This window comes from Bacillus sp. CGMCC 1.16607, assembly GCF_042683745.1.
GTDB lineage: Bacteria > Bacillota > Bacilli > Bacillales > Cytobacillaceae > Pseudoneobacillus.
In genome coordinates, this window is record NZ_JBHUJX010000008.1 from 276,688 (window position 1) to 291,492 (window position 14,805).

General features: G+C 36.1%; 15 protein-coding genes. 14 read left to right on the plus strand and 1 reads right to left on the minus strand.

What is annotated here, in order from left to right; all coding sequences use genetic code 11:
• The first annotated feature begins 45 nt into the window (after nucleotides 1–45).
• The 14 genes from ACFSO7_RS04180 (at nucleotide 46) to ACFSO7_RS04245 (ending at nucleotide 13,735) form a co-directional block, all read left to right on the plus strand.
• Nucleotides 46–783, plus strand: a complete 738-nt coding sequence (locus ACFSO7_RS04180) for a lipase family protein (RefSeq protein WP_377875576.1) — start codon at nucleotides 46–48, stop codon at nucleotides 781–783.
• Nucleotides 784–907: 124 nt separating this feature from the next.
• Nucleotides 908–1,711: a hypothetical protein gene (locus ACFSO7_RS04185; protein ID WP_377875578.1), complete on the plus strand. Its 804-nt coding sequence runs from the start codon at nucleotides 908–910 to the stop codon at nucleotides 1,709–1,711.
• 121 nt (nucleotides 1,712–1,832) lie between these two features.
• Nucleotides 1,833–2,783, plus strand: coding sequence for a BMP family ABC transporter substrate-binding protein (locus tag ACFSO7_RS04190; RefSeq protein WP_377875579.1), 951 nt, complete (start codon nucleotides 1,833–1,835; stop codon nucleotides 2,781–2,783).
• Nucleotides 2,784–2,796: 13 nt separating this feature from the next.
• Nucleotides 2,797–2,985, plus strand: a complete 189-nt coding sequence (locus tag ACFSO7_RS04195; RefSeq protein WP_377875581.1) for a ComZ family protein — start codon at nucleotides 2,797–2,799, stop codon at nucleotides 2,983–2,985.
• A gap of 305 nt (nucleotides 2,986–3,290) precedes the next feature.
• Complete coding sequence (locus ACFSO7_RS04200; RefSeq protein WP_377875583.1) at nucleotides 3,291–4,226, plus strand: beta-ketoacyl-ACP synthase III; 936 nt, start codon at nucleotides 3,291–3,293, stop codon at nucleotides 4,224–4,226.
• Between the two features lie 36 nt (nucleotides 4,227–4,262).
• On the plus strand, nucleotides 4,263–5,501 hold the full coding sequence (gene fabF / locus ACFSO7_RS04205) for a beta-ketoacyl-ACP synthase II (RefSeq protein ID WP_377875585.1): 1,239 nt from the start codon (nucleotides 4,263–4,265) through the stop codon (nucleotides 5,499–5,501).
• A 289-nt stretch (nucleotides 5,502–5,790) separates the two neighbouring features.
• Nucleotides 5,791–6,573, plus strand: a complete 783-nt coding sequence (locus ACFSO7_RS04210) for a DUF2268 domain-containing putative Zn-dependent protease (RefSeq protein ID WP_377875587.1) — start codon at nucleotides 5,791–5,793, stop codon at nucleotides 6,571–6,573.
• Nucleotides 6,574–6,721: 148 nt separating this feature from the next.
• Complete coding sequence (locus ACFSO7_RS04215) at nucleotides 6,722–7,741, plus strand: ABC transporter ATP-binding protein (protein ID WP_377875588.1); 1,020 nt, start codon at nucleotides 6,722–6,724, stop codon at nucleotides 7,739–7,741.
• Nucleotides 7,741–8,760 (plus strand): ABC transporter ATP-binding protein, encoded by a 1,020-nt coding sequence (locus ACFSO7_RS04220; protein ID WP_377875590.1) that lies wholly within the window; start codon nucleotides 7,741–7,743, stop codon nucleotides 8,758–8,760. The genes ACFSO7_RS04215 and ACFSO7_RS04220 overlap by 1 nt, the downstream gene beginning before the upstream one ends.
• A 37-nt stretch (nucleotides 8,761–8,797) precedes the next feature.
• Nucleotides 8,798–10,519 (plus strand): oligopeptide ABC transporter substrate-binding protein, encoded by a 1,722-nt coding sequence (gene opp4A, locus ACFSO7_RS04225; protein WP_377875591.1) that lies wholly within the window; start codon nucleotides 8,798–8,800, stop codon nucleotides 10,517–10,519.
• Nucleotides 10,520–10,563: 44 nt separating this feature from the next.
• Complete coding sequence (gene opp4B / locus ACFSO7_RS04230) at nucleotides 10,564–11,529, plus strand: oligopeptide ABC transporter permease (protein WP_377875593.1); 966 nt, start codon at nucleotides 10,564–10,566, stop codon at nucleotides 11,527–11,529.
• Nucleotides 11,530–11,543: 14 nt separating this feature from the next.
• Entirely contained in the window at nucleotides 11,544–12,461 is a 918-nt protein-coding gene (gene opp4C, locus ACFSO7_RS04235) for an oligopeptide ABC transporter permease (protein WP_377875594.1), read from the plus strand.
• Nucleotides 12,462–12,629: 168 nt separating this feature from the next.
• Nucleotides 12,630–12,845, plus strand: a complete 216-nt coding sequence (locus tag ACFSO7_RS04240) for a YuzI family membrane protein (RefSeq protein ID WP_483861706.1) — start codon at nucleotides 12,630–12,632, stop codon at nucleotides 12,843–12,845.
• A gap of 143 nt (nucleotides 12,846–12,988) precedes the next feature.
• Complete coding sequence (locus ACFSO7_RS04245) at nucleotides 12,989–13,735, plus strand: YjbA family protein (RefSeq protein ID WP_377875597.1); 747 nt, start codon at nucleotides 12,989–12,991, stop codon at nucleotides 13,733–13,735.
• Nucleotides 13,736–13,773: 38 nt separating this feature from the next.
• Here ACFSO7_RS04245 and trpS read toward each other — a convergent pair whose 3' ends face one another.
• A complete protein-coding gene (gene trpS, locus ACFSO7_RS04250) occupies nucleotides 13,774–14,766 on the minus strand; it encodes a tryptophan--tRNA ligase (protein WP_377876446.1) in 993 nt (330 codons plus the stop codon).
• Nucleotides 14,767–14,805: the final 39 nt, after the last annotated feature.

The following is a 14,805-nucleotide window of genomic DNA, read 5'->3' on the forward strand; positions in this document are numbered from 1 at the left end:
AAGAACATACAATAATAGAAGGAATTTAAGTAAAGGAGTTTTATTATGGAAAACCGAAACTTTATTCTGGATACGGAATGGAATATGATTCATTACTCCGAAAAGCCAAATGGTTTTGGTATTCTCATAATCGGAGATGAAAGACATTTCGTCGATGAGCACAAGAGTTTTTGGACACAAAACGAGGGGAAACAATTGCTACTCACCCAATTAAAAGAGAGTGGGTATACGATATTTTATTCTAATCTCTATGGGAAACATTGGGGGACAAACAGGGCAACATGGTTAGCTGAAAGACTGTACCATCATATTATGAGAACAGAGATTTTAAACTCTAAAATCCATATCATTGCTGAAGGAATGGGAGCACTCATCGTGATGGAATTATTAAAAACTCTTGGAAAAGAGATCCGTTCCGTCGTATTTCTAAACCCTATTTTTTCTTTAAAGTATCATTTAGAACAAGAAAAGGAACATAAATTTTTCTATAAAAAACTGTTAAATGAGATTTCCCATGCATATGAATGCGAACGACGAATGGTTGATGATAAGATCAACGAAATGGTGGATTTTGGGGAGGTTATTCCAACTCATCCTTTGAAAGTTATTCACATTCTTTCAGGTAGACGTGCATATAATCAATCGGAATTCTCAAAGAAAATGTTAACAAGATGGGAAACGGAGAACAGTCATATTTATTCTAGCTTTATTTTGCCAGAAAAAAAGCAACAGCTTGGAAAGATGATAGTGGAGTTTTTTCATCCATTTGAACAAATTTTATAGTCCTTGTTCTTAATATAGGCAATATATATAAATTTCATCGCATAGGATAAAATGAGGATTTTTTAACTAGCAATCAGTGAGGGATCATATTCCCCACTGATTGTGGTTTAAGGAGGGTTTGTTTATGGAAAAAGCGATTGTTTTTGAAACATATAGTTTTCTTGGATTTGGAATATGTAAGAGGTTATTAGAAGATGGTGTGCAAGTTCTTGGACTTCAACTATTTAATGACGACTTTCTAGATGAAAAAAAATTAATGATCGGTAGAAATGCAAATTTTGAAGAAAAATCAGTACAAGATCCCGCCTTAACTAACAAAGATACGTCTGATCATGTTTTATTCCTCTCCTATTATGATTTATATTTTTCTAATGATGATTCCACACAACAAAGTATAATATATGAAATGATAAATCAACTTCAACACCTTTCTTACAAAAAAATCTACTTATTATTTCCAATAGAATTTATTGATCGGATTCCTTCATCACTTCTTCAAACGATTCAAATCTTGCAAGAAGATTCTAGGTCCATCTCTATTTATTTACCAACTCTTTTTGGTCCTTGGCAGTCTGAAGTATTTCTTTTTCAGCAAAAGTTCTTACAAGAGTATTTCAAACATCAGCCACTGCTTAACGAAAGAGAATATACTGATGATGCGATTTATATTGAGGATGCAGTAGAAGAAATCATCAGCTTAATGTATTCGAGTGAACAAACAGATGTAATTTTTCAAAGTGATGAAGAGGAAAAATGGATAAAGTGTGCAGAGTTTTTAAAAATGGATACACCGAAACGTAATAATAAAGTAATTGATAGAAAAGAAAATAATATACGAATCGTTAAAATCAAAGAGAAGAATTCATATCAAGCTGGACTAATGAAGCAAAAGGAACTTTTAGCAAGGATGATCCATCCAATGACTTAAAGTTCTTTTCAATTATTCTTTCACCGTTTAAAATAATAGTTAAAATAGAAAGGATGTTGATGATAATAAATATTAATTTACCTATTGTTATTTGGGTGTGGGTTCGAAAGGAGTGGTTGTCATGTATAAACACATCTTGCTAATTGTTTCTTGCTTTTTACTATTAGTAAGTTGTGAAAAAACTACAGTTCCGGGGAACCTACATAAAGTAGGATTACTAGTTCCAGAGACAGTAAATGATCAAGTTTGGGGAACGAAGGGCTACAAAGGTTTATTAAAAATCCAATCAGACTTTAATGTTGATGTCTATTATAAAGAGGGTATGGACCGAGAAACGCTTGTTAGAAGAGCGGTAAAAGAATTTGATCAAAAAGGTGTTAATTTAATTTTTGGACATGGTAATGAGTATGCGGATTATTTTAATCATATAGCAAAAGAGTATCCCGATATTCACTTTGTTAGCTTTAATGGAGACGCTACTGAATCAAATACAACAAGTTTAAGTTTTGAATCTCACGCTATGGGTTTTTTTGGGGGAATGGTTGCAGGTCATATGACAAAATCGAATAAAATAGGGGTCATTGCGGCTTTTGATTGGCAACCTGAAATTGAAGGATTTAAAGAAGGGGTAATGGTTGAAAATCCAGATGCAATCGTTAAAGTAAAATATGTAGGTCATTGGGATGATAAAGATCGTTCCTTACAATTATTAGACGAGCTATTAAAAGAGGACTTTGATACTGTTTATCCAGCTGGAGACGGGTATAATGTACCTGTCATTGAAAAAATGAAGGAAAGCGGTAAATACGTAATTGGATATATTTCTGAACAGTCTGATTTAGGTGAAACCACGGTGTTAACAAGTACCATTCAACATGTAGATGCACTTTATGGACTTGTCGCTAAAAAATATCAAAATAATGAGCTGGATTCGGGGAATCTTTATTTTGATTTCCAAGATAGAGTGATTACACTTGGGAAGTTTAGCCCACTTGTTGATAAAGAATTTAAAAGAAAGATTGAACATGATATTCAAAATTACATAGAAACAAAAAAATTACCTATTCAATAAGGAGACATACGAAATGCAAGATCAATCAATGAAATTCCTACAAATTGCGATGAAATACTTTCCTGAAGCTCAAGCCCAGCTAAATCAAGCAGGTGTGGAACTTTCAATGGAAATGATTCAACCTTTAATGTCGCTATTCACGAAAGTTATGAATGAGGCTTACGAATTAGGCAAGGCTGATGCACTAGCGAAGGAAGATTAAATCAACCGATTATGTTCGGTTGATTTTTTTTTGAAAGTATAACATTTTCGAACTTCGAAAATTGTCCAGCTCCAGCGCCTAGCCCCGCGAGGTCAAATGTTCGCCAGCCAAAAAGTCAAAGTACGACTTTCCGGCTGGCGAAGCATTTGCTTGTCGGGGCTGATCAAGGCGCTTCCGCTTTTCTTTCATCTACCTATTGCAAAAAACAAGCATTATTTGATAATATTAGTACCAAGTCATAATAATTGATATTAATAATAAAGATATGATAGCCAAAAGAACGATTATAAAGGAGTTGGCTGATAATGAATGCTGGTATTGTTGGGATAGGAAGATACTTACCTGAAAAAGTGGTAACTAATTTTGATTTAGAAAAAATGATGGATACTTCGGATGAATGGATTCGCACGAGAACAGGCATTGAAGAGAGAAGAATTGCATCGGATGATATGAATACATCTGATATGGCATATGAGGCAGCTATGAAAGCCATTGAAAATGCGAAAATATCTTCTTCTGAAATCGATATGATTCTCGTTGCAACCGTAACACCAGATCAACCATTTCCGTCAGTAGCATGTATGATACAAGACAGACTCGGAGCAAAAAAAGCTGCTGCGATGGACATTAGTGCTGCTTGCTCTGGATTTATGTATGGGATGGTCACTGGCAAACAATTTATCGAAAGTGGAACTTATAAATACGTATTAGTTATTGGTGTAGAAAAGCTTTCAAAAATAACTGATTGGAATGATCGAAATACTGCCGTATTATTTGGTGATGGGGCAGGTGCAGTGATCCTTGGTGAAGTTTCAGAAGGTCGAGGAATTCTTTCCTTTGAATTAGGAGCAGACGGTTCTGGTGGTAAATATTTATATCAAGAAAAAGAGTTTATTAGCATGAATGGTAGAGAGGTATTTAAGTTTGCCGTTAGACAAATGGGAGAAAGCAGTGTAAATGTTTTAGAAAAAGCAGGACTTACTAAAGAGGATGTTGACTTCCTCATTCCACATCAAGCTAATATTCGAATTATGGAAGCATCTAGACAACGTTTAGAACTCCCAGCGGAAAAGATGTCTAAAACTGTTCATAAATATGGTAATACCTCTTCAGCTTCGATTCCAATGGCCATCGTAGAAGAAGTAGAGGCAGGTAAAATTAAAGATGATGATTTACTTGTTTTAGTTGGATTTGGTGGGGGGCTCACTTGGGGGGCTATGGCCTTACGCTGGGGTAAATAATAATAGAATGGACAATGAATATAGGAGTTGACCTAAATGAAACGTCGGGTAGTTATAACTGGTATAGGGGCAGTGACCCCACTTGGATGTAATGTTGAAACAACATGGAAAAATATTAAAAATGGGGTATCAGGTGTTGGACCACTTACAAGAGTGAACGCAGACGAATATCCTGCAAAAGTAGCAGCAGAAATTAGAGATTTTAATGTAGAGGATTTTATCGATAAAAAAGATGCAAGGAAAATGGATCGCTTTACTCAATATGCGGTTGCAGCTTCTTTAATGGCAGTAAAAGATGCAGATTTAACAATTACCGATGAAAATGCTCCTCGGGTTGGAGTTTGGATTGGTTCAGGTATCGGTGGAATGGAGACCTTCGAAAATCAATTTGAAACGTTTTTAAATCGAGGTTATCGTCGAGTCAGTCCGTTTTTTGTCCCGATGATGATACCGGATATGGCTACAGGTCAAGTATCAATTACTCTTGGTGCAAGAGGATTTAATTCTTGTACAGTAACAGCTTGTGCAACAGGAACAAATTCAATCGGAGATGCATTTAAAGTGATTCAACGCGGAGATGCGGATGTCATGGTAACTGGTGGAGCAGAAGCACCGATTACAAGAATGTCGGTTGCAGGATTTTGTGCTAATACTGCCCTCTCTACGAATCAAGACCCAAATAAGGCAAGTCGACCATTTGATAAGAACCGTGATGGTTTCGTAATGGGTGAAGGTGCAGGGATTGTCATTTTAGAAGAATTAGAACATGCTATAGCTCGTGGGGCACATATCTATGCGGAAATCGTTGGATACGGAGCAACAGGGGATGCGTATCATATTACGGCTCCAGCACCTGAAGGAGAAGGTGGAGCTCGTGCAATGAAAATGGCGTTAGATGATGGTAATCTAAAGCCAGAAGATATCGACTATATTAATGCACATGGTACAAGTACAGAGTATAATGATAAATTTGAAACTTATGCAATCAAGACTGTATTCGGTGAGCATGCTTACAAGCTTGCTGTAAGTTCCACAAAATCTATGACAGGTCATTTACTCGGTGCAGCTGGCGGTGTGGAGGCAATTTTTACGATTCTTGCGTTAAAGGAAAATATTTTACCACCAACCATTAATTTGGAAACACCAGACCCAGAATGTGATCTTGATTATGTACCAAATGAGTCTCGTCAACGAGAAATTAAAGCGGCAATTAGTAACTCTCTAGGCTTTGGTGGTCATAACGCAACCATAGCTTTTAAAAAGTATGAGAATTAAAAGTTAACGAGGGGCTAACTAGCTCCTCGTTTTTTTGCTGCTTAGGAAACTATAAAATACTCGGATGTGGATAACTTCTTTACTTGTATAATCCACGTCCAGCTCCAGCGCCTAGCCCCTCGAGGTCAAATGGCGCCCCAAAGATGAGGTTAAAGAGCAACCTCCTCTTTGGGACGGCATTTGCTTGTCGGGGCTGATCAAGGCGCCCCGCGCTTTTGTTGCTCATTAAAAGCATTTTTTTACCTCGGGCATATGATGGTGTAAAAATGTTGAATAGTGGGTGAATAAAATGGGAATAGAAAAAACAAATACTTGGCTGAAAGACTCGTTCAATGATCCAATTGCGATATGTAAAAAAATAAGTCCTTCATCTAGTAAGAAAGAGTTAAATAAACTATATCAATATTTATGTCAGTTTGGAATGTATCGCCCTACTAAAGATTGTCAAACAACTTATGAAGAGCTAATAAAAAATAAAACATGGGAAAAAGTTCAATCTTATTTTCAAAAATACAAAAAAGAATGGAATGGACCTGACATTCCAATTTATATTTTCCCAATTGGAAATAGAAATGGATTATTTTTTAAATCAAACAATTCAAAATCGGGAGTCTCTTTTCAGGATAAACTTTTTCTATTTTTATCAAATGTTAAGGATGATAAAGAAATAGAAGCTTTATTTGTCCATGAATACCATCATGTGTGTAGAATGAATGGTCTAAAAAAATCGATATCCGAGTATACATTATTGGATTCATTAATTATGGAAGGATTAGCGGAAGATGCGGTACATGAACATCTAGGTAAGCAGTACACAGCAAGTTGGAGTAAGGAGCTATCAGACGAGCATTTTCAACAATATTGGAAAAAATATTTAAAAGAACATTTAGCAGTAAAGAAAAGTGATAGTCTTCATGATCACCTTTTATTTGGAAAGGGGCTAGTTCCCAATATGCTAGGGTATACATGCGGATATCATTTGGTTAGAACGTATAAGAAAAAGAAACATTTTTCTACGATATCTTCCTTCCTTTTATCTCCAGAAATCTTTTTTAAGAATGCCTCTAAGTAAGCCTGTGGAAACAGGCTTTTTGTCAGTCTCTAAAGTTTTAGTTGCGAAATATTAAAAAAAGTATTGCAATTGTAATAACTTTGTAATAATATTTTATTCAAATAAAGCAAAATATACAGAATATTATAAAAGACTAAGAGGTGTCCTTATGAGTGTTAATAAACATAAAGACGCACCATTGCTTGAAGTGAAGAATCTAGAAACAGCCTTTTCCATTGATGGAACTTACTACAATGCGGTGGATAATGTTTCTTTCACAGTAAAGCCACGACAAATAGTCGGAATTGTTGGTGAGTCGGGTTGTGGTAAATCAGTTATGTCACTTTCTATCATGAAGCTTTTACCAAAAGGAATTGGGAAAATTCGTTCTGGTGAAATTCTTTTTGAAGGGACACATTTGGAAAAATTAACAGATAACGAGATTAATAAAGTCCGTGGTAAAGATATTTCAATGATCTTCCAAGAACCAATGACTTCATTAAATCCAGTTTTCTCGATCGGATTTCAATTGCAAGAAGTGCTTTTTAATCATCAAAAAATCAATAAAAAAGAGGCACGCCTTAAAAGTATTGCCCTATTAAAAAGCGTTGGAATCTCCAGACCGGAAAAAATTGTTGATGAATACCCTCATCAATTATCGGGTGGTATGAGACAAAGGGTTATGATTGCGATGGCCATCGCATGTCAACCGAAATTACTTATTGCTGATGAACCAACAACTGCTTTAGACGTTACGGTACAAGCCCAAATACTAGAATTATTAAAAGAAATCCAAGAAGTTAATGATATGTCAGTCATCCTAATTACCCATGACCTTGGGGTAGTTGCTGAAATGTGTGACGATGTTATCGTAATGTATGCTGGAAGAATTGTGGAAAAAACGGACGTAGACACTTTATTCCATGATCCTAAACATCCGTACACTAAACTTCTAATGGGGGCAATACCGAAAATGGACGAAGATGTCGAAGTCTTAAGTTCTATTAAAGGAATTGTCCCATCCTTAAAGAATATGCCAAAACAAGGATGTAAATTTGCAGCACGTTGTCCGCAAGCAATGCCTGAGTGTTTAACAAATACCCCGCTCTTAGCTGAAGCAAGCACTGGTCATGAAGTAGCTTGTTTATTATTTGAAACAAGCAAGCCGAAAGAAGGGGTGAAATCATAATGAGCAATACAGAAGTAAAAGATTCAAATATTCCGGCAAGAAAAGATATTGGTAAGGAAAACATTCTCGAAGTTCGTAATTTAAAAACCTATTATCCTATTAAAGGTGGAATTCTTAGAAAGACAGTTGCAGTTGTAAAAGCTGTTGATGATATTTCATTTGAAATTAAAAAGGGTGAAACTTTAGGTTTAGTAGGAGAGTCAGGGTGTGGAAAGTCAACAGCCGGTCGTACAATCCTTCGTTTACTAGAACCAACAGATGGGGAAATCATCTTCAATGGTCAAGATATTACGAATGTTAAAGGGACATCTTTAAGAAAAATTCGCAAAGATTTGCAAATGGTTTTTCAAGACCCATATGCTTCACTTAATCCGATGATGATGGTAGGAAATTTAATTTCCGAACCAATTCGAAACTATACAAAGAAAACGCCAAAAGAGTTAAAAGAAGAAGTAATGGATTTACTTGAGAAGGTTGGACTTCCAGAAGATGCCTATTATAAGTATCCACATGAATTTTCTGGTGGACAACGTCAAAGGATTGGTATTGCGAGAGCATTAGCGTTAAGACCAAAATTGATTATCGCCGATGAGCCAGTTTCTGCACTCGATGTTTCCGTTCAATCACAAGTTCTAAATCTTTTAAAAGAGCTTCAACATTCTTTCGATTTAACATTCTTGTTTATTGCACATGATTTAAGTGTTGTAAAACATATGAGTGATCGCATCGGAGTTATGTATTTAGGAGGTCTTGTAGAGGTAGCAGGAAAAGATAGTTTGTATGCGGAGCCTTTACATCCATATACTCAAGCATTAATCTCGGCTATACCTGAGCCAGACCCTAGGAAGAAAAAGGATAGAATCATCCTAGAGGGTGATGTACCAAGTCCAATTGCTCCACCATCAGGCTGTACATTCCATCCACGTTGTCAATTCGCAAAACCCGAATGTTCTAGTGTGAAGCCAACATTGAAGGAGGTGAAGCCAGGGCATAGGGTTGCGTGTCACTTATACAACTAAGATGGAAATAAAAAATACCTATTACGGGGGGAAGAAAATGAAAAAGACAGCATTATGGCTTGTTTCCCTTATGGTGATCATGTCGTTATTTTTAGCGGCTTGTTCCGGAGACAAAGCAAGTACAAAGCCAGACAAAAAAGATGATGACAAAAAATCAGGTGAAGTTAAAGAAGGCGGTAAAGTAACATTTGGTTACACACAACCATTCAAAGGCGTTCTTTCTTACGCTTACTATGAAGGTGAAGATGATTCTAACGCTCTTCAATTCATGCATGAAGGATTAGTCGCAACAAATGATGAATTACAACCTGAACCAAACTTAGCTGATTGGACACTTTCAGATGACCACTTGAAATTAACATTCAACCTTAAAAAAGGTGTTAAATGGCATGATGGTGTTGAATTAAAAGCAGAAGATATGGAATACGCTTGGTACTTAATCGCGGATCCAACTTATGAAGGTGCACGTTTTGCTAACGTAGCAATGATCAAAGGTGCTCAAGAATATAAAGACGGTAAAGCAAAAACAATCGAAGGAATTAAAGTAATTGACGATTACACTATCGAAGTAACTGTAACAGAGCCATCTGTTAACTTACTAGATAATATCTGGTCTATTCCAGAACCAAAGCATTACTATGGAGATATTTCTTCTAAAGAATTACCTAACTCTGATCAAATTCGTAAAAATCCAATCGGTGTTGGACCATTTAAAGTGAAAAACATCGTACCTGGTGAAATGATTGAGTATGAGCGTTTTGATGATTACTGGCGTGGAAGAGCAAAACTTGATGGCGTTGTTTACAAAATCATCGATGGTTCTCTTGCTCAAGGTTTAGTTGAAAATGGTGAAATTGATGTATTAATGGCTCCATCTGATCAATGGGAGCAAATTAAAGCACTTCCAAATGTAAACCCTGTAACAATTGATGCATTATCTTACAGCTATATCGGTATTGACCAAGGTCGCTACGATACAAAAGCTGGAAAAGTAGTAATGGATAACCCGAAATTTGCTAACAAAAACTTACGTCATGCTATGGCACATGCTTTAGATCGTCAAGCATTCGTTGATGCTTTCCGTAACGGTTTAGGTAAGCCATTAAACGTTCCATTCCCATCTGTTTCTTGGGCGAAAATTGATGACAGCGAAATTAACGGATATGAATATGATCCAGAAAAAGCTAAGCAATTACTTGATGAAGCAGGATATAAAGACGTTGATGGCGATGGATTCCGTGAAGATCCAAATGGTAAACCATTTGTAATTAACTTCGATGCTATGAGCGGTGCAGAAACTTCTGAGGCTCGTGCTCAATTCGTAATCCAATCTTGGCAAGAAGTTGGCTTAAACGCTAAGCTTAACGGCGGTTCATTAAAAGATTTCAACTTATTCTATGACACTATTGAAGCAGATGATCCATCTGTAGATACTTTCCATGCTGCATGGGGACTTTCAGCAGATCCAGATCCAGCTGGTATTTGGTTATCAACTGATAAGTGGAATATGTGGAGATGGTACAACGAGAAGTCTGATGAGTTAATCAAAAAAGGTGTTAAATTCCCTGAAGGTGACCAAGACGTAATCGAATATCGTAAAGAAGTGTATGCTGAATGGCAAAAACTTGTTAACGATGAGCTTCCAGTTATCTTCTTCGAACAACGTGAGGATGCTTGGGCTATTAACAAACGTGTAGGCGGAGTACATGTAACTCCATTCGGAGTAGACGAATACTACAACTGGCACATCACTGAATAATTCAACTTTACTCTAAATACATTGTTTGATAAGGAGAATGGAGTATGCTTCAGTATATAATCCGAAGAGTTTTAGGAATGATTCCTATAATTTTCCTTATCTCAGTAGTGGTATTTACCCTGGCAAAATTAATGCCAGGGGATGCCCTATCTGGAAAAATAGACCCACTTAATTCAGACCCAGCTTATATTGAAGAAATGCGCGAAAAAATGGGCTTAAATGACCCGCTACCGACGCAATATGTACGCTGGATTGGTGGTGTTCTACAAGGAGATTTTGGGGATTCATTTGTTCATAAGTTACCTGTAACTGAATTAATTGGTGAGCGTTTACCTAATACTATTATTTTAGGTATCAGTTCTTTATTAATTACTTATATTCTAGCATTTTTAATGGGACGTTTTTCTGGCCGTTTTCCATATTCGGTTGGAGATTATTTAATATCAGGTTTTAACTATTTTGCATTAGCCATTCCGAGCTTCGTTGCAGCATTAGTGGCTATTTATATCTTTGCTATTAAGCTTGGCTGGGTACCAGCAAGTGGAAGTATTGGCTCTGGTGTAGAACCCGGAACGATAGAATATTTTATAAGTAAAATTAAACATACTATTTTACCTGCTATTGTCCTAGGTGCTATGGCAACAGCTGGTTATACACAATTTTTACGTAATGATATGATTGAAAGCTCTCGCAAGGATTATGTTCGTACTGCAAGAGCAAAAGGTACGAAAGAATCAGCGATTTATAATAAGCATATATTAAGAAATTCAATCATTCCGATTGTTACCCTGCTTGGCTTTGATATCGCAGGCTTATTGGGTGGAGCAATTATTACTGAAACCATTTTTACGTATCCAGGGATTGGGTACTTATTCGTTCAAGCAGTTGGTTCTCGCGATTATTCTGTTATGATGGCAATTGCCATGATGCTAACTATTTTAACGTTAATCGGTAACCTTATTGCAGATATACTCTACGGTTTAGTAGATCCAAGAATTCGTCTAAGTTAGGTAGGTGAGAGAGAATGGAACCAACTTTATCGCATCAAACCACTCCGGCTGTTGGTAAACCAACGAAGCCAAAAAGTCAATCACCATGGGCTCTCGCCCGCCGTAAGTTTTTAAGAAATAAAGTGGCTATGGTCAGTTTAATATTCCTACTGGCAGTTTGCGCATTATCATTATTAGCTGAGCCTTTAACCATGCCTATTGAAGATACTGCAAAGATCAATATTCGAGAGATAGGTAAAGAACCATCAGCAGAGCATTTTTTTGGAACAGATAAATCAGGAAGAGATATTTTTGCTCGTACACTTCACGGTGGAAAAACGTCATTAACACTTGCTTTCTCAATCACCATTTCAGTTGTCGCAATTGGTACGATTGTTGGAGCTGTATCAGGATTTTTCGGCGGTTGGGTAGATAATGCCTTAATGAGATTTACGGATTTTATGATGAACTTCCCATTCTTATTGTTCGTAATCGTGTTAAAGTCGATATTTTTAGAGTCTAGTACTGGAACATTAATATTTGTTATCAGTGTCCTGAGTTGGACGGGTACGGCCCGTTTAGTTAGAAGTAAAGTCATGGCTGAAAAAGAAAATGAATATGTTTTAAGTGCCATTTCAATCGGCTGTTCACCAGCTAAAACAATTTTTGTACATCTTTTACCAAATGTAATGTCAACGATTATTGTACAAGCAACATTGCTTCTTGCTTCAATGATTGTTGCTGAAACAGGTTTAAGTTTCCTAGGATTTGGTGTTCCAATGAATATTCCAACTTGGGGGAATATGCTTCAAGAAGCTCGTAGCCCTGATATTTTAGCGAATAAATGGTGGATCTGGATTCCACCTGCAGGAATACTTACTTTCACTATTCTATCGATTAACTTTATAGGTGAAGGATTAAAAGATGCCTTCAATCCTAAATCAAACAGATAATCTACCGTATACTGGTAGATTATTTTTTTGCATTTTTTCTACTAATTTACTAAAAAGTTGTAGTACATATCCATTAGGAGTCATTCATATACTTTGTAAAAATAGGACAAGTTCAAAGGGTGAATGAAGTGAATAATCATAAAGCTATTGACGAAATGAGTAAAAAACATGTTCTATAGAGTACTCCTTTTACTCATCGGATTTGGATTTTCAGTTTCAGGAGGTATAAGCATGATTGCCTATTTGAACCTTTTCACGATAGGAAATGGAATTATGGGGTATTTGTCCTTTATTATTCAGAGACTGGAATGTTATTTATTTCCACTTGGGATCATGATGGTATGGTTTAGTATATATTTTTCTACTGAATTAAAGAAGGATTGATGGATATAGAGGAATAATTTTACTAAGCTCTGCCCATACTGATGGACAAACAGTTTCTTGGCTAGCAACTTTTATTCGAAAGTGAAAACGAAATTGCCAAAAAACTTCGAACGCTTTAGTTTCTAAAAGTGAGGGATTATACAATGTTATATCTTCATGATGTGTGGGTGAATTGGTTTGAAGGAGAGGAAAATGGATATAATGTTTGCCATTTTCATGAGTGGAGAAAAGATGATGCTGTGGAATTACTGGATCAAGTTCCTTTATTAAGAGTGGAGCCAATTTTATTCAATTATATCGAGAATGACTTAACAGAATTGCCGCAACAATTACTTGATGATATTTTTCAAAAGGCTTTCTTAAGAAAAAATCATGAAAGAGTTCAATTAGACTATTGCTTCGTAGTAACTGATGGAGTAGGAATCATTGCAATTGATACAATTGGTTATAATATTCCTATCAGAAAAAGTAGACTGATTCCTAGGCAAGAGCATCTCGTATATGAAATGATTGAAAATCATTCACCTAGAAAATATCATTTCGATCAACAAATACAGAAGAAGGATTTTCACATTTTAGCTCCTGAACCTGAGTTAATGTCGGGTTTAACAAGAAAGGAGCGGCAACTTAAGCAATTATTATTCATGGCATTAGACCAATTGTATTCATCAAAAAATACTTCTGAAATTCGCTATTGGTACACGGAATGGAACCCTGTTAAATATTCGTTTATTCAAGACCAAGAGTTTGAAAAGGTATGGAATCAGTTGTTTGAGGAAATTAAGCATGGCTGGACGAACAAACATTCCGTGTTTTGTGAAAACCTCATCAAGGGCCAACCTTTTTTTGAAAAGCTTTGGGAAATGGAGCACGGCCCAAAAGTAAATTAGTCGGGATCTTAGTGATCCCGACTAATTTTTTTGAATACCTATTTTCTCTTTCTACCAAGTCCCATCGCATTTTCCATTTTTTTAATCATTTTGCTTGCAACGATATTTGCTTTTTCTGCGCCTTTATCTAATACTTCGTCAAGATAGTCTGACTCCATTAATTCATGATATCTTTTTTGAATCGGTTCGATTTCATTAATGAGGACTTGAGATAAATCAGCTTTAAAATCGCCATATCCATTTCCTTCATACAATTCTTCAATTTCAGAGATGGATTTATTTGAAAGAATAGAGTAAATAGTTATTAAATTGGATATTCCAGGTCTATTTTCTTTGTCGTACTTTACATTTCCTTCTGAATCGGTTACGGCACTCTTAATCTTTTTCTCGATTTGTTTTGGATCATCTAAAATGCTGATAAAAGCTTTTGGATTTGGATCGGATTTACTCATTTTTTTCGTTGGCTCTTGTAAAGACATAATTTTAGCACCAACTTTTGGAATCCGTACTTCTGGAATGGTGAAGATATCATTGTATTTTTTATTAAATCTTTCGGCCAAATCCCTTGTTAGTTCAAGATGCTGCTTTTGATCTTCGCCTACTGGAACTAGATTCGTACCGTAAAGTAATATATCTCCAGCCATTAAAGGTGGATAAGTTAAAAGGCCTGCTACAACCGCTGCTTTTCCTGCTGATTTATCTTTGTACTGTGTCATTCTTTCCAATTCTCCAATATATGCTACACATTGAAGCATCCAGCCTGCTTGGGCATGAGCTGGAACCTCTGATTGAATAAACAAGGTGACCTTCTCAGGATCAATGCCAACAGCCAAATAAAGAGCAGCAAGGCTACGAATATTCTTTCTTAAAAGAATGCGATCTTGTGGAACAGTGATGGCATGTTGATCAACAATACAAAAGTAGCAATGATACTCATTTTGTAATTCTACAAATTGTTTTAAAGCACCAATGTAATTTCCTAATGTAATGGTACCACTAGGTTGAATACCTGAAAAAATGGTTTGCATAATGATTTTACCTCCAATAATATGGTTTAAAATTTTATAAGC